Origin of the sequence: Mycolicibacterium chlorophenolicum (assembly GCF_001044235.1) — a bacterium.
GTDB lineage: Bacteria > Actinomycetota > Actinomycetes > Mycobacteriales > Mycobacteriaceae > Mycobacterium > Mycobacterium chlorophenolicum.
The window spans coordinates 119,017-137,934 of record NZ_JYNL01000069.1 but is presented as its reverse complement, the minus strand read 5'-3'; the positions used below and the strand labels follow the sequence as shown (position 1 = coordinate 137,934).

17 protein-coding genes and 3 pseudogenes are annotated in these 18,918 nt (G+C 69.8%); 10 read left to right on the top strand and 10 right to left on the bottom strand.

Translation table 11 applies throughout. The annotated features are described in order from the left end of the window. Window positions 1-72: 72 nt before the first annotated feature. From rseA to tatB, 3 genes are all read left to right on the top strand, one after another. On the top strand, window positions 73-468 hold the full coding sequence (rseA, locus tag MCHLDSM_RS30395) for an anti-sigma E factor RseA (protein WP_048474091.1): 396 nt from the start codon (window positions 73-75) through the stop codon (window positions 466-468). Between the two features lie 109 nt (window positions 469-577). Next, entirely contained in the window at window positions 578-2,065 is a 1,488-nt protein-coding gene (gene htrA / locus MCHLDSM_RS30390; protein WP_048473515.1) for a serine protease HtrA, read from the top strand. A 3-nt stretch (window positions 2,066-2,068) separates the two neighbouring features. Continuing rightward, window positions 2,069-2,470: a Sec-independent protein translocase protein TatB gene (gene tatB / locus MCHLDSM_RS30385; protein ID WP_048418398.1), complete on the top strand. Its 402-nt coding sequence runs from the start codon at window positions 2,069-2,071 to the stop codon at window positions 2,468-2,470. Window positions 2,471-2,473: 3 nt separating this feature from the next. On the opposite strand, the gene MCHLDSM_RS30380 is transcribed toward tatB, so the two are convergent. The 4 genes from MCHLDSM_RS30380 to MCHLDSM_RS30365 all read right to left on the bottom strand — a co-directional run bounded on the left by MCHLDSM_RS30380 (window position 2,474) and on the right by MCHLDSM_RS30365 (window position 6,916). Then, complete coding sequence (locus MCHLDSM_RS30380) at window positions 2,474-3,616, bottom strand: Mrp/NBP35 family ATP-binding protein (RefSeq protein WP_048473514.1); 1,143 nt, start codon at window positions 3,614-3,616, stop codon at window positions 2,474-2,476. Window positions 3,617-3,667: 51 nt separating this feature from the next. Beyond that, on the bottom strand, window positions 3,668-4,930 hold the full coding sequence (locus MCHLDSM_RS30375) for a lytic transglycosylase domain-containing protein (protein WP_048473513.1): 1,263 nt from the start codon (window positions 4,928-4,930) through the stop codon (window positions 3,668-3,670). Between the two features lie 151 nt (window positions 4,931-5,081). Beyond that, a complete protein-coding gene (locus MCHLDSM_RS30370) occupies window positions 5,082-5,624 on the bottom strand; it encodes a DUF1003 domain-containing protein (protein ID WP_048473512.1) in 543 nt (180 codons plus the stop codon). After that, window positions 5,621-6,916: a magnesium transporter MgtE N-terminal domain-containing protein gene (locus tag MCHLDSM_RS30365; protein WP_048473511.1), complete on the bottom strand. Its 1,296-nt coding sequence runs from the start codon at window positions 6,914-6,916 to the stop codon at window positions 5,621-5,623. Before MCHLDSM_RS30365 ends, MCHLDSM_RS30370 begins: the two co-directional genes overlap by 4 nt. A 25-nt stretch (window positions 6,917-6,941) precedes the next feature. Between MCHLDSM_RS30365 and MCHLDSM_RS30360 the strand changes: the two genes are divergently transcribed. Further along, the gene (locus MCHLDSM_RS30360; RefSeq protein ID WP_048473510.1) at window positions 6,942-7,901 is read left to right on the top strand and encodes an HpcH/HpaI aldolase/citrate lyase family protein; all 960 of its coding nucleotides are present in this window, start codon (window positions 6,942-6,944) and stop codon (window positions 7,899-7,901) included. Here MCHLDSM_RS30360 and MCHLDSM_RS30355 read toward each other — a convergent pair. From MCHLDSM_RS30355 to MCHLDSM_RS40590, 3 genes and pseudogenes are all read right to left on the bottom strand, one after another. Then, complete coding sequence (locus MCHLDSM_RS30355; RefSeq protein WP_048473509.1) at window positions 7,898-8,335, bottom strand: DUF4190 domain-containing protein; 438 nt, start codon at window positions 8,333-8,335, stop codon at window positions 7,898-7,900. The genes MCHLDSM_RS30360 and MCHLDSM_RS30355 overlap by 4 nt on opposite strands. Window positions 8,336-8,354: 19 nt before the next feature. Continuing rightward, window positions 8,355-8,640, bottom strand: a pseudogene (locus tag MCHLDSM_RS30350) (DUF4190 domain-containing protein); the annotation flags it as partial. Window position 8,641: 1 nt separating this feature from the next. Beyond that, window positions 8,642-9,072 (bottom strand): annotated as a pseudogene (locus MCHLDSM_RS40590) (DUF4190 domain-containing protein); the annotation flags it as partial. Window positions 9,073-9,192: 120 nt separating this feature from the next. Between MCHLDSM_RS40590 and MCHLDSM_RS30340 the strand changes: the two are divergent. Beyond that, window positions 9,193-9,708: a YflT domain-containing protein gene (locus MCHLDSM_RS30340; RefSeq protein WP_048418390.1), complete on the top strand. Its 516-nt coding sequence runs from the start codon at window positions 9,193-9,195 to the stop codon at window positions 9,706-9,708. 1 nt (window position 9,709) lies between these two features. Next, window positions 9,710-10,288 (top strand): suppressor of fused domain protein, encoded by a 579-nt coding sequence (locus MCHLDSM_RS30335; RefSeq protein WP_048473508.1) that lies wholly within the window; start codon window positions 9,710-9,712, stop codon window positions 10,286-10,288. Between the two features lie 7 nt (window positions 10,289-10,295). Here MCHLDSM_RS30335 and corA read toward each other — a convergent pair whose 3' ends face one another. After that, the gene (gene corA / locus MCHLDSM_RS30330; RefSeq protein WP_048473507.1) at window positions 10,296-11,402 is read right to left on the bottom strand and encodes a magnesium/cobalt transporter CorA; all 1,107 of its coding nucleotides are present in this window, start codon (window positions 11,400-11,402) and stop codon (window positions 10,296-10,298) included. Window positions 11,403-11,588: 186 nt separating this feature from the next. Here corA and MCHLDSM_RS30325 point away from each other — a divergent pair, with 186 nt between their 5' ends. Then, the gene (locus tag MCHLDSM_RS30325) at window positions 11,589-12,731 is read left to right on the top strand and encodes an NAD(P)-dependent malic enzyme (RefSeq protein ID WP_048473506.1); all 1,143 of its coding nucleotides are present in this window, start codon (window positions 11,589-11,591) and stop codon (window positions 12,729-12,731) included. A gap of 5 nt (window positions 12,732-12,736) precedes the next feature. Continuing rightward, window positions 12,737-13,582, top strand: coding sequence for a glycine betaine ABC transporter substrate-binding protein (locus MCHLDSM_RS30320; RefSeq protein WP_174545763.1), 846 nt, complete (start codon window positions 12,737-12,739; stop codon window positions 13,580-13,582). Window positions 13,583-13,588: 6 nt separating this feature from the next. Here the strand turns inward: MCHLDSM_RS30320 and MCHLDSM_RS30315 are convergent, their stop codons facing one another. After that, a complete protein-coding gene (locus MCHLDSM_RS30315; protein ID WP_048473504.1) occupies window positions 13,589-13,960 on the bottom strand; it encodes a DUF732 domain-containing protein in 372 nt (123 codons plus the stop codon). 124 nt (window positions 13,961-14,084) lie between these two features. Between MCHLDSM_RS30315 and MCHLDSM_RS40585 the strand changes: the two are divergent. Continuing rightward, window positions 14,085-14,222 (top strand): annotated as a pseudogene (locus MCHLDSM_RS40585) (SDR family NAD(P)-dependent oxidoreductase); the annotation flags it as partial. Window position 14,223: 1 nt separating this feature from the next. Next, window positions 14,224-14,996 (top strand): SDR family NAD(P)-dependent oxidoreductase (locus MCHLDSM_RS30310; RefSeq protein ID WP_234714243.1); only part of this gene is annotated, 773 nt, incomplete at its 5' end. A gap of 9 nt (window positions 14,997-15,005) precedes the next feature. Here the strand turns inward: MCHLDSM_RS30310 and MCHLDSM_RS30305 are convergent. Further along, window positions 15,006-18,764 (bottom strand): multifunctional oxoglutarate decarboxylase/oxoglutarate dehydrogenase thiamine pyrophosphate-binding subunit/dihydrolipoyllysine-residue succinyltransferase subunit, encoded by a 3,759-nt coding sequence (locus MCHLDSM_RS30305; protein ID WP_234714274.1) that lies wholly within the window; start codon window positions 18,762-18,764, stop codon window positions 15,006-15,008. Window positions 18,765-18,918: the final 154 nt, after the last annotated feature.

Sequence of the window (18,918 nt, the reverse complement as noted above, 5' to 3'; positions counted from 1 at the left end):
CGGGTTCACAGCATGCCGCGCTACATTCGAGGAATACCCGTCGATACGACATGACCGGAGAGGAGTCAGGTGGTGTTCGATCCCGGACACGCGTTCCGTCGCGCTTTCTCCTGGCTCCCCACCCAGTTCGCCTCGCAGAGTGACGCCCCGGTCGGGCCGCGTCAGTTCGGTTCCACCGAGCATCTGTCCACCGAAGCCGTCGCCGCATTCGTCGACGGCGAGTTGCGGATGAGCGCGCACCTGCGCGCCGCGCACCACATGTCGATGTGTCCGCAGTGCGCCACCGAGGTCGACGCTCAGCGTCAGGCCCGCGAGGTGCTGCGTGACGCCTGCCCGGTGGCGATGCCGAGTTCACTTCTGGGCCTGTTGTCCCAGATCCCGCAGCACGCACCGATCGAGCACCCGGAACCGGCCGACGCCGCGCAGTGGGCCGACGGCGCGCCGCGCGCCCGTCGCAAGCGTCGGTAGGGTGAGGGCGCGTCGACCGGACATGCGCGTCGGGGAATCGCCGGCACCGTGATCGTGGTGCGCTGGGTACGGAAAGGGCACGAATGGTGCACGAAAGGCTGATGTACGGGTGACCAATCTGGACCAGACCGGTCGGGAACGTCTCGAACCGCGCCCCGTGTCGCGTCCGCCGGTTGATCCGGCGGCTCAGCGCGCCTTCGGCAGGCCCGACGGCGTGGACGGCTCGTTCGTCAACAAGGGTCAGGCGCGCGATCAGGGCGAGTACGCCCCCAAGGACCAACCGCCGGACCCGGTACTGGCCGAGGCCTTCGGCCGGCCGTACCAGGGCGGCGACTCGCTGCAGCGCCACCCCACCGACTCGGGAGCCCTCGACGCCGAGCGCGACGGCGCCGGCGACGACGCCGACGATCCGTGGCGCAACCCGGGCGCGCCCGTCGGGCTGGGCACCCCGGCGCTCACCCACAGCGCTCCCGCCGCGGTCAGCGCGCCGGCCGGCAAGTTGGGTGTGCGCGACGTGCTGTTCGGCGGGAAGGTCTCCTACGTCGCACTGGGCGTGCTGGCCATCGTCGCGCTGGTGATCGGCATCGCCGGCGGCCTGGTGGGCCGCAAGACCGCCGAGGTGGTCGAGGCGTTCACCACGTCGAAGGTGACGTTGGAGACCAGCGACAACGGCGAGCCGCCGCAGGGTCAGTTCGCGAAAGTGGCTGCCGCCGTTGCCGATTCGGTGGTGACGGTGGAGGCGACCAGCGACACCGAGGGGGCGCAGGGCTCCGGGGTCATCGTCGACGGCCGCGGCTACATCGTGACCAACAACCACGTGATCTCCGAGGCGGCCACCAACCCGAGCAAGTTCAAGATGTCGGTCGTCTTCAACGACGGCAAAGAGGTCCCCGCCAACCTGGTCGGCCGTGACCCGAAGACCGACCTGGCGGTGCTCAAGGTCGACAACGTCGACAACCTCGTCGTGGCCCGGCTCGGGGACTCCGAGAAGCTGCGTGTCGGTGAAGAGGTGATCGCCGCCGGTGCCCCGCTGGGCCTGCGCAGCACGGTCACCCACGGCATCATCAGCGCGCTGCACCGGCCCGTGCCGCTGTCCGGCGACGGGTCGGACACCGACACCGTCATCGACGGCGTGCAGACCGACGCGTCGATCAACCACGGCAACTCCGGCGGCCCGCTGATCAACATGAACTCCGAGGTCATCGGCATCAACACCGCAGGCAAGTCGCTGTCGGACAGCGCCAGCGGGCTCGGGTTCGCGATCCCGGTCAACGAGGTCAAGCAGGTCGTGGAGACGCTGATCCAGAGCGGCAAGATGGCGCACCCCACCCTGGGGCTGACCGCGCGCTCGGTGAGCAACGACGTGTCCAAGGGTGCGCAGATCGCCAACGTGACGGCGGGCGGTCCGGCCGAACGGGCCGGCATCCTGGAAAACGACGTCGTCGTCAAGATCGGTAACCGTGAGGTCGCCGACGCCGACGAGATGGTCGTCGCCGTCCGTCAGCTCAAGATCGGCGAACCCGCCCCGGTCGAGGTCGTCCGCGACGGCCGTCGCGTCACCTTGACGGTGACCCCCGGCGCCGACAACAGCACCTAGGCCATGTTCGCCAACGTCGGCTGGGGCGAGATGCTGGTCCTGGTGATCGCCGGGCTGGTGATCCTCGGGCCTGAACGGCTGCCCGGCGCGATCCGCTGGACGTCCGGTGCGGTGCGCCAGGCGCGCGACTACATCTCCGGTGCCACCAGCCAGCTGCGCCAGGATCTGGGCCCGGAGTTCGACGATCTGCGCGAACCGCTGTCGGAGCTGCAGAAGCTGCGGGGTATGACGCCGCGCGCGGCGCTGACCAAGCATCTGCTCGACGGGGACGACTCGATCTTCACCGGCCGCTTCGACACGCCGAGCACGCCGGAGAAGCCGCAGACGCCACCGGAGAAACCGCAGTCGGGGCCCGGTCCGGTCGACAACTCGGGGCCGACCCGATTCGACCCGGACGCGACCTAGCGACTAGCGGCCGGCGGGGTCCAGACCCAGCGACATGCCGGCCAGCCCGCGCTTGCGGCTGGACAGTGAGTCCGCGATCTTGCGCAGTTCGACACCTGCCGGCGAGTCAGGTGCGCTGAGCACCAGGGGCACCCCGGTGTCCCCGGCGGCCACCAGCGCCGGATCGAGCGGCACCTGGCCCAGCAGCGGGACGTCGGCGCCGACCGAGCGCGTCAGGCTCTCGGCGACCTGGCGGCCGCCGCCCTCGCCGAACAGCTGCATCGTCGACCCGTCCGGCATCAGCAGCCCGGACATGTTCTCGACGACGCCGGCGATGCGCTGACGGGTCTGCAGTGCGATCGCGCCCGCCCGCTCGGCCACCTCTGCCGCCGCGAGCTGGGGAGTGGTGACCACCAGGATCTCCGCGCCCGGGATCAGCTGCGACACCGAGATCGCGATGTCGCCGGTGCCCGGAGGCAGGTCCAGCAGCAGCACATCGAGGTCGCCCCAGTAGACGTCGGCGAGGAACTGCTGCAGCGCGCGGTGCAGCATCGGTCCGCGCCACACCACCGGGGTGTTGCCCTGGGTGAACATCGCGATCGAGATCACCCGCACGTCGTGGGCCACCGGCGGCAGGATCATCGAGTCGACCTGCGTGGGCCGGTCGGTGGTGCCCATCATGCGGGGCACGGAGTGGCCGTAGATGTCGGCGTCGAGCAGGCCGACCGACAGGCCGCGGGCGGCCATCGCGGCGGCGAGGTTCACCGTGACGCTGGATTTGCCGACGCCACCCTTGCCGGAGGCCACCGCGTACACCCGGGTCAGCGAGCCGGGCTGGGCGAACGGGATCACCGGCTCGCGGGAGTCGCCGCGCAGTTGCTTGCGCAGTTCGGCGCGCTGCTCGTCGTTCATCACGTCGAGGGTGACCCGCACGGCGCCGGTGCCGGGCACATCGCTGGCGGCCCGGGTGACGCGGTCGGAGATCTCCGTCTTCTTCGGGCAGGCCGACGTGGTCAGGTAGATCTCCACGTGCACGGATCCGTCGTCGTCGACGGTGACGTTCTTGACCATGCCGACATCGGTGATGGGGCGCCGCAGTTCGGGGTCGATCACCTTGGACAGCGACGCGCGCACAGCCGCGGTCAGGTCAGCAGTATTCGCAGGCATCACCTGCGAGTGTAGGCCGCAGGTGACCGTCCTCCGGCGGCGGCCGAGTGCTCAGGCGGCCGGGCCGGGTGCCGGACCCAGTGCCGGCGGAAGCGCCGGGCCGGGGGCCGCCGGAGCGGCTGGGGCGGCTGGCGGGGGCGGCGCCCACGGTGCGACCGGCGGGGCGGCGGGAGCCGGAATGACGGGTGCCGCGGCGGGAGCGGGGGTGTTGGTGATGCAGAACACCGCGCACTCGGGCTGCTGCTGGGCCGGCGGGGGCGTCATCCACGGCGGCACCCAGGCCGGCGGCGGGGGCGCTACGGGTTGCGGTGCGGCCTGCGGGGCCGGCGCGGGGCCGGGCAGCGGGCCGAGCGACTGTCCGGGCGCAAAACCGGGCACGTTGGTGCTGATCAGGCTGGCGACGTCGGTGCGCTGCCCGAGTTGGAGCAGGGCCAGCGGATCGTTGGCGGGCAGGCCGGCGGCGTTGAGCGGCAGGCCGGGCCCGAGCCCTTCGGGCCGGTCGAGGTGGCTGTCCCCGAGGGCGGGCACCTCACCGGTGATCGGGGGCAGGTCGACGGGCACCACCCCGGTGGCGTACGACGCGGCCCAGGCCAGCACGTTGCGGGCGTAGGCCATCGAGTTGTTGTAGCGCAGGATCGCGCTCAGGACATCGGTCTGGCTGCGCAGGTTCAGGCCGCCGCTGCACAGGTACCGGGCGGCGGCCAGCGACGCGTCGAAGACGTTCTGCACGTCGGCTTTGCCGTCGCCGTCCCCGTCGGCGGCGTACCGCGACCAGGTGCCGGGCAGGAACTGCATGGGTCCCAGCGCCCTGGCGTACACCACGCGGTCGGTGTTGCGGCTCTGCACGATGACCTCGTTACCGGGCAGGCTGCCGTCGAGGCTGGGGCCGTAGATCGGCCGCACCGCGGTGCCCCGCGCATCGGTGGCACCGCCGTTGGCGTGCATCGACTCGATGCGGCCGATGCCGGCCAGCAGGTTCCAGCTCACGCCGCAGCCGGGCGCGGCCGAGGCCATCTTGGTTTCGGCGTTCCGGTAGGCGGCCAGCGCCATCGACGGGATGCGCAGCGTGCCAGGCGAATTGACGACGACCGCGGGCGGGGGAGCGGACACCGTGGCTGCGGCGATGCGCATCGGGGTCGGGGTCTTGGCCACCGCCACCACCGACACGCCGGATTCGCCGGGCGACGATGCGACGGCCGCCAGCGGCATCACCGCCGCATCGCGGGTCGGGGCGTTGGTCGACGGTGCGGAGGCGCCGACGGCGCCGGCGAGCACCAGGGGGGTCAACACTGCGGCGACGCCGAACGCCGGCATCCGGACGATGCGTCCGGCGCGACTCCTCGCTGCTCCGAGGGCCGCTCCTGCCCCTATGTGCACTCAACCGTCCTAGCTGTGAGATCGCCTGTGAACCCCGTCACCATACCTATTCGGCTACGACCGTGTAACAGCATTGGCCACAGCTGTCTCATCCGGATTTCCGGGACCGCCGCTCACCGTCGGGTTTGCTCGATTCGCCGTCGCCCGCGGCATCGTCGGGACGGAGCTCGAAGATCATCTCGCGGATCTCCTCGAGCTCGCGGCGCAGGTAGTCACGGGTGGCCACCTCGCCGACCGCGAGCCGCAGCGCCGCGAGTTCGCGCGCCAGATACTCGGTGTCGGCCTTGGTCTGCTCGGCGCGGCGGCGGTCCTCTTCGAGCGACACCCGGTCCCGGTTCTCCTGGCGGTTCTGCGCCAGCAGGATCAGCGGTGCGGCGTAGGCCGCCTGGGTGGAGAACGCCAGGTTCAGCAGAATGAACGGGTAGGGGTCCCACTGCCAGGCGAACGCGCCGATGTTGAGGAACACCCACACGATCACGAAGATCGTCTGGATCGCCAGATAGCGCCCGGTCCCGAGGAAGCGCGCGATCCGCTCGCTGACCCGACCGACCGCCTCGACGTCCAGCCGCGGCGCGAACGAGCGGGTGCTCTTGGGCGTGTCGAGGCGCTGCCGAGCAGATACGTCGCTCATATCGGCCTCTCGGCGGTCGCGATCTCGTGCTCGGCTTCTCGTTCCCGCCAGTCGTCGGGCAGCAGGTGGTCGAGCACGTCGTCCACGGAGACCGCGCCGAGCAGGTGACTCTCCTCGTCGACGACCGGGCCGCACACCAGGTTGTAGGCGGCGAAGTATCGGCTCAACGCGCCCAGCGAATCCTCCGGCCGCAGGCTGGGCAGGTCCTTGTCGACCATGCCGCTGACCAACTCGGCGGGCGGCTCGCGCAGCAGCCGCTGCAGGTGCACGCAGCCCAGGTAGCGTCCCGTCGGGGTCGCGGTCGGCGGCCGGACCACGAACACCAGCGACGCCAGCGCCGGTGTCAGATCCGGATCACGCACGCGCGCAAGGGCTTCGGCGACCGTGGTGTCGGGCGCCAGGACCACCGGCTCCGACGTCATCAGACCGCCGGCGGTGTTGGGGGAGTGGCTCAGCAGGCGCCGGACATCCTCGGAGTCCTCCGGATCCATCCGGCGCAGCAGCTGCTCGGCGTCGGCCGGGGTCATCGTGCCCAGCAGGTCGGCGGCGTCGTCGGGATCCATCGCCTCGAGCACGTCGGCGGCACGCTCGGTCTTGAGCTGCCGCAGCAGCGCGACCTGCTCGTCCTCGGGCAGCTCCTGCAGCACGTCGGCGAGCCGTTCGTCGTCGAGCGCGTTGACCACCTCGTGGCGCCGCTTGGCGGGCAGTTCGCGGATCGCGTCGGCCACCTCGATGGGGCGCTGCCCCTCGAACTGCTCGAGCAGCTGAGCCACACCCTGATCCGGCATCGCCAACCCCGACGGCGTGAGGCCCTGGACGTGCTGCCAGTCGACGGTGTGGACATTGCTGCGCCGACCCAGCCGCCGCTGCGGGCGGACGGCGACCCTGGTGACCATCCAGTCGCGCGTGCGGGTCTGCTCGATGCCCAGATCCACCACGACGACGTCGATCCCGGCCAGTTCGGTCAGGTCGGGGTCGTCGACGCGCACCCGGGTCTCGAGCACCTGGCCCAGCACCAGCACCTCGCCGGGACGCTGGGAGAAGCGGCGCAGCGACACACTGCCGGTGGACAGCGTGACCGCCCCCGGCTCGATCGCCGTCACCCGCAGAATCGGCACGAAAATCCTTTTGCGCGTCAGCAATTCGATGACCAGGCCGAGAACTCGAGGTTGTTGCCGGACCAGGCTGATGCTGATCACCACGTCGCGCACGCGGCCGATCGATTCGCCGTCGGGACCCAGCACCACCATTCCCGCGAGCCGGGCCGCATAGACCCTGTTGACCGACGCCATGGTTGTCAGAGTAGAGAGTGGGGTTGTGGAAAACCGGTATCGACCCCGTCGAACGTGCCTGTCCGTGCCGGGCAGCAGCGCGAAGATGATCGAGAAGGCCAAGACACTGCCCGCCGACGAGGTGTTCCTCGACCTCGAGGACGCGGTGGCCGCCGACGCCAAAGCCCAAGCGCGCGAGCAGGTCGCGGACGCGCTGGCCGCACCGGGATGGGCGGGACAGCTGCTCGGTGTGCGCGTCAACGACTGGACCACGCCGTGGACCCACACCGATGTGATCGACGTGATCGGCCGGGCGGGGCCGTCGATCGACATCGTCGTGCTGCCGAAGGTGACCGACGTCTCACATGTGCATGCGCTCGATCTGCTGCTCGGTCAGGTCGAGGCCGCGCACGGTCTGCCGGTCGGACGCATCGGCATCGAAGCCCAGATCGAGGACGCCCGCGGGCTGACGAACATCGAGGAGATCGCCGCCGCCCCGCGCGTGCAGGCGCTGGTGCTCGGTCCCGCCGACCTGATGGCCAGCCTGAACATGCGCACGCTGGAGGTGGGGGAGCAACCCGAGGGGTACGACGTCGGCGACGCCTACCACCACGTGCTGATGCGGATCCTGATCGCGGCGCGCGCCAACGGGATCAACGCGATCGACGGACCGTATCTGAAGGTGCGCGACGTCGAGGCCTTCCGCCGGGTGGCCGGTCGGGCCGCGGCGCTGGGTTTCGACGGCAAGTGGGTGCTGCATCCCGACCAGATCGCGGCGGGCAACGAGATCTTCAGCCCCCGCCAGGAGGCCTACGACCACGCCGAGCTGATCCTCGAGGCCTACGAGTGGCACACCTCCCGGGCGGGCGGGGCCCGGGGTGCGGTGATGCTGGGCGACGAGATGATCGACGAGGCCAGCCGCAAGATGGCGCTCGTCATCGCCGGCAAGGGCCGAGCGGCCGGTATGCGCCGCCTGGGCGAGCGGTTCGTCCCCCCGAGCGGCTAGGGCGCCCACTGCCAGTTGCCGGCGTACAGCAGCGTCGTGAGGGCGACATAGAGGACACCGACGATGATCAGCAGCGTGCTGATCACGACGGCTGCCGCGGCGAGCCCGAAGCCCTTCTGACCCGTGCGCCGGGTCTCGCGCATCGCGATGATTCCCAGCACCAGGCCCACGATCGAGGGCAGCCCGCAGCAGATCAGACCGCCCAGCGCCGTCGCCAGCGCGGCGATGGCCTTGCCGTTGGTGCCCGGCGGCCGCGCCGGATACCCCGGATACGCCGGATACGACGGGTACGACGGGTACGACGGGTACGACGGATAGGCCGGGTACGGCACGGCGCCGTAGCCGGGCGGCGCTGCACCCGGATACACCGGTGGATAGACCGGCGGCGGCAGCCCGGCGTCGTCGTAGGGCTGCTCGGGGCCGCTCGTGGTCATCGGTGCCGCTTCGGAAAGGTCAGGAACTGAAGACGTAGATGTTCCACACCAGGCTGATCACCAGCGATACCGCGCCGACCGCGATACCGGCGACCGCCAGCCCGTGACCGGCCTGACGGGTCTGCTTGATCTGGTTGAGCGCGAGGATGCCGAGCACGATCCCGATGATCGAGCCGATACCGCAGCACACCCCGACGATCGAGGCGACCAGCGATGCGATCGCCATTGTGTTGGTGCCCGGGGGAGCTTGCGGTGCTCCGTAGCCGTAGTCGGCGTTCGGGTAGCCGCCCATCGGCGGCGGCGGGNACCCCGACGATCGAGGCGACCAGCGATGCGATCGCCATTGTGTTGGTGCCCGGGGGAGCTTGCGGTGCTCCGTAGCCGTAGTCGGCGTTCGGGTAGCCGCCCATCGGCGGCGGCGGGTACCCGCCCGGCGCGGTCCCGTAGGGCGGGGGCGGCGGGTAGGACGGACCCCCGTAGCCGGCGCCCGGGTAGGGCGACGGGCCGGTGTTCTGCTCCGGGTACGGCGGTGGGTAGCCGGACGGGGGCGGGGGATAGTCCGTCGGCGACGAGTACTGCGGCGGCGCCGGGTTGTACGCCGGCGGCGGCGTGTAGTCGGGGGGAGTGGCGGACTGCTCGATCGGCGGAGCTTCGTAGCCCGCGGACGACTGCTCGGACCCGCCGGCAGGGGAGTCGGAACGGTCGTTTCGGCCTGCGTCGTCGCCCGAACTTGTCATGCTGATCAACCTAGCGTACGTACAGGTGAGCCGAGAGGAACGCGCAGCGGGGCACCTTTGGCCCGTCCCGGGCGTTGACAGAGCAACGAGGTTCTTTGCGGATCGAAGGAGTGCACGACCATGACCAGCCCGTTCCAGCCAGGCCAGACACCGGGTGCTGCCGCGTCGGGCCGTGGCCGTCCGGTGGGTCTGCCCACCCCGCCCAAGGGGTGGCCCATCGGGTCCTACCCGACGTACGCCGAAGCCCAGCGCGCGGTGGATTACCTGTCCGACCAGCAGTTTCCGGTCGAACAGGTCACCATCGTCGGCGTCGACCTGATGCAGGTCGAACGGGTCACCGGCCGACTGACCTGGCCCAAGGTGCTCGGTGGCGGCGTGCTCACCGGCGCGTGGTTGGGCCTGTTCATCGGCCTGATCCTGGGCTTCTTCAGTCCCAGCCCCTGGGGGTCGCTGATCACCGGTCTGATCGCCGGTGTGTTCTTCGGCCTGATCACCTCCGCGGTGCCGTACGCAATGGCCCGCGGCACACGGGATTTCAGCTCCACGCTGCAACTGGTGGCCGGGCGCTACGACGTGCTGTGTGACCCGCAGAGCGCGGAACGGGGCCGGGATCTGTTGGCCCGTTTGAAGATCTGACGTGGCCGATGTCCTGGTGACGGTGCGGGCGACGCTGCTCGACCACTTCGCGACGGAGCCCGACGAGGCCAGCGTGACCTTCCTGGGTGCCGACCGGATGGTCATCCTGCGTTTTGGCGGCCCCGAAGACGGTGCAGCGCACTATGTTTCGCTCGGATGTTCGGCGCACCCGATGGGGGATCCGGCCGACCTGATGGCCGATCCGGTGCGGGGTCCCCGGGCGGAGGTGATGGTGTCCCTGCGCGGCCCGTCGCCGGTCGGGCTGGCCCGGTCCGTGGCGGTGGTCGCAGCTGCGCCCGCCGTCGAGGGCCTGGTGCTCGAACCCGACGCGCTGATCGACCTGGAGACCCCGCTGTGGCAGGGCGCGCCGTTCACCGCGTTCCTGTTGGGCCGCAGCGACATCGACGACGTCGCGCTGCCCGCGCCGTTGTCGCCGGTGAGCGTGCTGTCGGCGGTGCCGATCACCGCGACCGAGGCCGCCTGGGTCCGGCTCAAGGGCGCGCCGGCGATGCGGGAGGCTTGGGAACAGGACGGCGTCGACGTGACCGACCCGCGCCGACGGGCGGCCAGCCCGGCCTGACGGGGCGCTACAGCCAGTGGTTGTGCCGGAACGTGCGGTACAGCAGCAGGCACACGGTGACCATCACCAGCAGCACGGCGGGATACCCCCACGTCCAGTGCAGTTCGGGCATGTTGTCGAAGTTCATGCCGTAGATGCCCGCCATCGCGGTCGGCACCGCCGCGATCGCCACCCAGGCCGAGATCTTGCGCATGTCGACGTTCTGCTGCATGGCGACCTTGCCGAGCGCCGCCTGCACCAGGGAGCTGAGCAGTTCGTCGAAGCTGGCGATGCGGTCGGCCGCCTTGATGGTGTGGTCGAGCACGTCGCGCATGTAGCGGCGGATCTCGACGTCGACCAGGTCGTCGTGGTGGGTGCCGATCCGTTCCAGGTCGGTGGCCAGCGGGCTCACCGCACGACGCAGCTCGACGACCTCACGCTTGAGCAGATAGATGGTCTCGATGTCGGTCAGCGGCCGCGGCGAGAAGATGTCCTCCTCCATCGCGTCGATGTCGGTCTCGATCAGATCGGTGACGTCGAGGTAGGTGTCGACCACGCTGTCGGCGATCGCGTGCATCACCGAGTAGGGCCCCAACCTGAGCGAGGCGGGCGTGGCCTCCAGCCGCTTGCGCACCCCGGCGAGTCCGCCGTGTTCGCCGTGGCGCACGGTCACCACGAAGTCGGGGCCGACGAAGATCATGATCTCCCCGGTCTCGACGATCTCGCGCACGTTGGCGATCGACTCGTGGTCGACGTACTTCACCGTCTTGAGCACGAGGAACAGCATGGTGTCGTAGCGCTCGAGTTTGGGTCGCTGGTGGGCGTGCACGGCGTCCTCGACGGCGAGCTCGTGCAGACCGAACACGTCGGCCACGGCCTGCATCTGGTGCTCGTCGGGTTCGTGCAGGCCGATCCAGACGAACGCCGGCCGGCCCTCGGCCTCGATCTGGTGCACCTTGTCCAGCGCCGCGGCGTGGGTGTACTTGCCGGGCAGCCGGTTGCCGTCGCAATAGACGCCGCAGTCGACCATCGCGCGCGCGACCGGCACGTGGATGCGGCGGGCGTCCGGATCGTCGGGGCGGGGCCGGCCGCCCTGACGCATGAGCGACGGCGGCAACGCGCGAAACGACGGCATGCGCAGACCTCCCTCCGGGCACGCCGTGCCCTCCAGCTAGTCGGATCGTACGCGGGGAGCCTGACCGAAACCTCTCAGCGACGGCCAACCCGGTCCTGAGAGAACGGGTGGTCGGTTACCCTGACGCCCGTGGCGGACAGTGTGGTTTCCCCTTCGCGTGAGCCTTCGGCGGCGCGGACCCCTCAGGTGGTCGTCGAGGATCACGAGATCTTCGAAGCGCACGAGGGCGGCAAGCTCTCGGTCGGGATGAGCTCGCCGCTGGACACCCAGCGGGCGCTGTCGATCGCCTACACCCCCGGGGTGGCGAAGGTCAGCCGGGCGATCGCCACCGACAAGACACTGGCGGCCCGCTACACGTGGGCGCACCGGCTGGTCGCGGTGGTCAGCGACGGCAGCGCGGTGCTCGGACTCGGCGACATCGGCGCCGCGGCGTCGCTGCCGGTGATGGAAGGCAAGAGCGCGCTGTTCAAGGCCTTCGGCGGGCTGGACTCCATCCCGATCGTGCTCGACACCAACGATCCCGACGAGATCGTCGAGACGCTGATCCGGCTGCGTCCGACCTTCGGGGCGGTGAACCTCGAAGACATCTCGGCGCCACGCTGTTTCGAGATCGAAAAGCGGGTGATCGAGGCGCTCGACTGCCCGGTCATGCACGACGACCAGCACGGCACGGCGATCGTCGTGCTCGCGGCGCTGCACGGCGCGGCCACGGTGCTGCAGCGGGACATGCACACGCTCAAGATCGTGATCTCCGGCGCCGGTGCCGCCGGGATCGCCTGCGCGAACATCCTTCTGGCCAAGGGCATCGGCGACATCACGGTGCTCGACAGCAAGGGCATCCTGTCGTCGGCCCGCAGTGACCTCAACCCGTTCAAGGCCGAGCTGGCCACCCGGTCGAACCCACGCGGCCTGCACGGCGGGCTTGCCGAGGCGCTCGACGGCGCCGATGTGTTCATGGGGGTGTCGGCGGGGCTGGTGCCCGAGGAGCTGATCGCCACGATGGCCCCGGGCGGCATCGTGTTCGCGATGTCCAACCCCGACCCGGAGATCCACCCGGACGTGGCGCGCAAGTACGCTGCGGTGGTCGCGACCGGACGCAGCGACTTCCCGAACCAGATCAACAACGTGTTGGCGTTCCCGGGCGTGTTCCGCGGGGCGCTCGACGCCGGCGCCCGGCGCATCACCGAGAAGATGAAGGTCGCGGCGGCCGAGGCGATCTTCTCGGTCGTCGGCGACGATCTGGCCGTCGACCACATCGTGCCCAGCGCACTGGATCCGCGCGTGGGCCCGGCGGTGGCGGCGGCGGTGGCCGCCGCGTCCGAGGACTGAGTCGGCTGCGCAGGACATCGCGGCTGGCGGCCGCACTGGCCGTGGCGGTGCTCGTCGGCGCCTGCGGGGCGCGGCCGGGACCGCCCCCGGTCCCGGTGGCGGCGAGCGCTGAGCCGGAGTCGCAACTCGTCGCGCACCTCTACGCGTCCGCGCTGGGCTTCTACGGCAGTCCGGCACAGGTCCGCACCTCGGAGGATCCGTTGGCGGGGCTCGACTCGGCCGAGGCCGCCGTCGTGCCGGGATTCACCGGGCGGCTGCTCGAGCGGTTCGACCCGGACGCGCCTGCCCGCTCCGACGTCCAGGTGTACCGCTCGCTGCTCTCCGCGCTGCCCGAAGGCGTCGCCGCCGGCGACTACACGGTCTCGGCCGAGGACAAACCCGCCGTGGCGGTCACCGACGCCGCGGCCGGAGAGTGGGGCCGGGACGTGTCGGCGTTCGCGCGCCGCTGCCCGGACATCTCGGTCGGCGCGGTGACCGGCGCGCCGCGGCCGTCGTCGCTCGGCACGTGCACACTGCCCCGCGCCCGTGAGTTCGCCGATGCGACAGCGCTTTTCGCGTCGCTGCGGGCCGGGGAGGTGGACGTGGCGTGGACGTCGACGGCCGCCGCCGATGTGCCGTCGGACGTGGTGGTGCTCTCGGACAAGACGTCCCTGATCCGCGCCGAGAACCTGGTCCCGCTGTACCGGCGCAACGTGCTCAGCGAGTCACAGGTGCTCGCGCTCAACGAGATCGCGGGTGTGTTGGACACCGGGTCGCTGGCCGACATGCGGCGCAAGATCGCCGAGGGCGCCGACCCGGGCCTGGTCGCCGGGCAGTGGCTCGACGCCCATCCGCTCGGCACCAGCAACTAGCAGCGATCAGCCGAAGAAGGAGAACGGCACCCCGTCGGTCAGCGCGGTGACCGCCCGCGGGCAGAAGATCTGGATCGCCAGTCCGGTGAACATCGTCGCCGGCCCGAGGGGGCGGCCCAGTTCGTCGGCCACCTTCGCGGCGACGTTCGCGGCGTTCTGTCCCGGTTCGGCCAGCATCGGGCACACCTGTTCGCCGACGCGGGTGGCGGTGCCGGCATCGATGTCACCGAGGCGGTAGTGGTCGAGCGACGAGAGGAAGACATCGGTGGTGGAGTCGGCCCGGGCGGGGGCCGCCGACGCCATCGTCACGGTGGCCGCCGCCGCGATCGTCGCGGTGGCCGCCACCAACGTCGCCACGGCCGGGAACTTCAACGTCATGCCTTTATTGTCGTCGATGGGACGCGCGGCATTACGCGTTCAGGCCCGCCCCCTGCGGATACCGGTACCCGCGGTACCGCTATGGTGGGCCGAACTGGACACACGTCGAACAACAGGAGCGGATATGCAGGGCTTCGCCGGAAAGGTGGCCGTCGTGACCGGCGCCGGCTCGGGCATCGGTCAGGCGCTGGCGATCGAACTGGGCCGCTCGGGCGCCCACGTCGCCATCAGCGACGTCGACACCGAGGGCCTGGCCGCCACCNGTCAGGCGCTGGCGATCGAACTGGGCCGCTCGGGCGCCCACGTCGCCATCAGCGACGTCGACACCGAGGGCCTGGCCGCCACCGAGGAGCGGCTCAAGGCGATCGGGGCGCAGGTCAAGGCCGACCGCCTCAACGTCGTCGAGCGTGAGGAGTTCCACCTCTATGCCGACGGCGTCGCCGAGCACTTCGGCAAGGTCAACCAGATCTACAACAACGCCGGCATCGCGTTCACCGGCGACGTCGAGATCTCCCAGTTCAAGGACATGGAACGGGTGATGGATGTCGACTACTGGGGCGTCGTCAACGGGACGAAGGCGTTCCTGCCGCACCTGATCGCCTCCGGCGACGGTCACGTCGTCAACGTCTCCAGCGTGTTCGGGCTGTTCGCCGTGCCGGGGCAGGCCGCCTACAACTCCGCGAAGTTCGCGGTGCGCGGGTTCACCGAGGCGCTGCGCCAGGAGATGGCACTGGCCGGTCATCCGGTCAAGGTGAGCTGCGTACATCCCGGCGGCATCAAGACCGCGATCGCCCGCAACGCCACCGCCGCCGAGGGCCTCGACGCCGACGAGCTGGCCAAGACGTTCGACAAGAAACTCGCCAGCACCACCCCGGAGAAGGCGGCCCGGATCATCCTCGACGGCGTCCGCAAGAACAAGGCCAGGATCCTGGTCGGCAACGACGCGCGGATGTTCGAGTACGTCATCCGCTTCGTCGGCGCCGGCTACCAGGGCCTGTTCCCGCGGGTCGTCGCCCGGTTGACCCCCAAGCAGTGACCCGAGGGGTCAGGCGAACGCCTCGTCGATGATCTCCTGCTGCTCGACGGCGTGCACCTTCGACGACCCTGACGACGGCGCCGACATCGCCCGCCGGGAGATCCGCTTGATCCCGGCGAGGTGGTCGGGCAGCAGCTCGGGCAGCGTCAGCCCCATGGTCGGCCACGCACCCTGGTTGGCCGGCTCCTCCTGCACCCAGAACTTCTCCCTGGCGTTCGGGTAGCGGTCCAGCGTCTCGGCGAGCCGTCGCCGGGGCAGCGGCGCCAGCTGCTCGACGCGCAGGATCGCCACGTCCTCGCGCTTGTCCTTGGTCTTGCGCGCCGCCAGCTCGTAGTACAGCTTGCCGCTGGTCAGCAGGATGCGGGTGACCTTGGACCGGTCGCCGTCACCCTCGTCGTAGGTGGGTTCCTCGAGCACCGAGCGGAACTTCTGCTCGGTGAACTCCTTGAGGTCGCTGACCGCGGCCTTGTTGCGCAGCATCGACTTCGGCGTGAACACGATCAGCGGCCGGTGGATCCCGTCGAGGCCGTGACGGCGCAGCAGGTGGAAGTAGTTCGCGGGGGTCGAGGGCATCGCGATCGTCATCGACCCCTCGGCCCACAACAGCAGGAAACGCTCGATGCGGCCCGACGTGTGGTCGGGGCCCTGCCCCTCGTGACCGTGCGGCAGCAGCAGCACGACGTCGGAGAGCTGACCCCACTTGGCCTCACCGGAGCTGATGAACTCGTCGATGATCGACTGCGCCCCGTTGACGAAGTCGCCGAACTGCGCCTCCCACAGCACCAGCGCGTCGGGGTTGCCCACCGAGTAGCCGTACTCGAAACCGACCGCGGCGTACTCCGAGAGCGCCGAGTCGTACACCATGAACCGGCCGCCGGTCGGGTTGCCGTCGGAGTCGACGGTCAGCAGATCCAGCGGCGTGAACTCCTTGCCGGTCTTGCGGTCGATGATCACCGAGTGCCGCTGGGTGAACGTGCCGCGGCGGGTGTCCTGCCCGGTCAGCCGGATCGTCTTGCCCTCGGCCAAGAACGTCCCCAGCGCCAGCAGTTCGCCGAACGCCCAGTCGACCTTGCCCTCATAGGCCATCTCGCGGCGCTTCTCGAGCACCGGCTTGACGCGCGGGTGCACGTTGAACTCCTCGTCGAACGCCAGGTGGGCGTCGCCGATGCGTTGCAGCAGCGACTTGTCCACCGCGGTCGTCATGCCCGCGGGCACCATCTGGTCGGACTCGACGGAGTGGCTGGGTTCGATGGCGTGCTTCTCGAGTTCGCGGACCTCGTTGAAGACCCGCTCCAGCTGCCCCTGGTAATCGCGCAGGGCGTCTTCGGCTTCCTTCATCGAGATGTCGCCGCGGCCGATCAGCGCCTCGGTGTAGCTCTTGCGGACCCCGCGCTTGGTGTCGATGACGTCGTACATGTTGGGCTGCGTCATCGACGGGTCGTCGCCCTCGTTGTGCCCGCGCCGGCGGTAGCACAGCATGTCGATGACGACGTCCTTCTTGAACTTCTGCCGGAAGTCCATCGCGAGCTTGGCCACCCACACCGCGGCCTCGGGGTCGTCGCCGTTGACGTGGAAGATCGGCGCGCCGATCATCTTCGCGACGTCGGTGCAGTACTCCGAGGAGCGCGAGTCGAACGGCGAGGTGGTGAAGCCGATCTGGTTGTTGACGATGATGTGGATCGTGCCGCCGGTGCGGTAGCCGCGCAGCAGCGCCAGGTTGAGCGTCTCCGCGACCACGCCCTGCCCGGCGAACGCCGCGTCGCCGTGCAGCATCATCGGCACGACGGTGAAGTCGTTGGACCCGTTGGTCTCCTCGCCGGTGTCGAGCATGTCCTGCTTGGCGCGCACGATGCCTTCCAGCACCGGGTCGACGGCCTCGAGGTGGCTCGGGTTGGCGACCAGAGACACCGCGATGTCGTTGTCGCCGAACATCTGGATGTAGGTGCCGGTGGCGCCGAGGTGGTACTTGACGTCGCCGGAGCCGTGCGCCTGCGACGGGTTCAGGTTGCCCTCGAACTCGGTGAAGATCTGGCTGTAGGGCTTGCCGACGATGTTGGCCAGCACGTTGAGCCGGCCGCGGTGCGGCATGCCGATGACGACCTCGTGCAGCCCGTGCTCGGCGGCCTGGTCGATCGCCGCGTCCATCATCGGGATGACGGTCTCCGCGCCTTCCAGCGAGAACCGCTTCTGCCCAACGTATTTGGTCTGCAGGAAGGTCTCGAACGCCTCGGCGGCGTTCAGCTTGCTCAGGATGTACTTCTGCTCGGCGACCGTCGGCTTCTCGTGCTTGATCTCGATGCGGTCCTGCAGCCACTGCTGCTGCTCGGGCTCGAGGATGTGGGTGTACTCGACGCCGACGTGGCGGCAGTACGCGTCGCGCAGCAGGCCCAGGATGTCGCGCAGCTTCTTGTGCGTCTGGCCGGCGAACCCGTTGACCTTGAACTCGCGGTCGAGGTCCCACAGCGTCAGCCCGTGGGTGTTGACGTCCAGATCGGGGTGGCTGCGGAAGCGGGTGTTGTCCAGCCGCAGCGGATCGATGTCGGCCATCAGGTGGCCGCGGTTGCGGTAGGCCGCGATCAGCTCGATGACGCGGGCGTTCTTGTCCTCGATCGAGTCCGGGTTGTCGATGCGCCAGCGCACCGGCTCGTAGGGGATGCCGAGCTCACGGAAGATCTCGTCGTAGAACTCGTCGTCGAGCAGCAACTGGTGGACGGTGCGCAGGAAGTCGCCCGACTCCGCGCCCTGGATGATGCGGTGGTCGTAGGTCGACGTCAGCGTCATCAGCTTGCCGATGCCGACCTCGTTGATGCGCTCCTCGCTGGCGCCCTGGAACTCCGCCGGGTACTCCATCGCGCCGGCGCCGATGATCGCGCCCTGGCCCTGCATCAGCCGCGGCACCGAGTGCACGGTGCCGATGGTGCCCGGGTTGGTCAGCGAAATCGTCACGCCCGCAAAGTCTTCGGCGGTCAGCTTGCCGTCGCGGGCCCGGCGCACGATGTCCTCGTAGGCCGCGATGAACTGTCCGAACCGCATGGCCTCGCAGTTCTTGATCGACGCCACGACGAGCTGGCGGCCGTTCTTGCCCACCAGGTCGATCGCCAGACCCAGGTTCGTGTGGGCCGGCGTCACCGCGGTGGGCTTGCCGTCGATCTCGGCGAAGTGCCGGTTCATGTTCGGGAACTTCTTGACCGCCTGCACGATCGCGTAACCCAGCAGGTGGGTGAACGAGATCTTGCCGCCGCGCGTGCGCTTGAGGTGGTTGTTGATGACGATGCGGTTGTCGATCATCGCCTTGGCCGGGATGGCCCGCACGCTGGTGGCGGTCGGCACCTCCAGCGACGCGGACATGTTCTTGACGACGGCCGCCGCGGCGCCGCGCAGCACCTGGGTCTCGTCGCCGTCGCTCGCCGGCGCGGCCTTCTTCTCGGGAGCCTTCTCCGGGGCCTTGGCGGCCGGAGCCGGTTCCTTCTTCTCCGGAGCCTTCTGCTGCGTCTTCTCGGACACCTTCGGCTTCTCCGGAGTTTTCTCGGCGGGCTTCTCGGGCGCTTTGTCGGGCGCCTTGTCCTTCGGCGTGCCGTTACTGCTCGCGGCCTTCGGCGGCGGCGCCGGCGCGGGTTCGGGCGGACTCACCGGGGTCGACCGGCGCGGGGCGGAGGAGCCGTTGCCGCCGGCGGTGGCGTCGGTGGTGGGTTCGGGGGAGTAGTCGACGAGGAACTCGTGCCAACTCGGGTCCACCGACGAGGGATCCTCGCGGAACTTGCGGTACATCTCTTCGACCAACCACTCGTTCTGACCGAATGGTGAAGGTGAATTCACGGCTGCTGTTCGCCTCAATTCTTCGTTCCCGGCCAGTGCTCCGCTGCAGCCGGCCACCCCTTGTTGAACCCGGTGTGCGGTCACCCGCGTTTCCGCCGTATAAAGG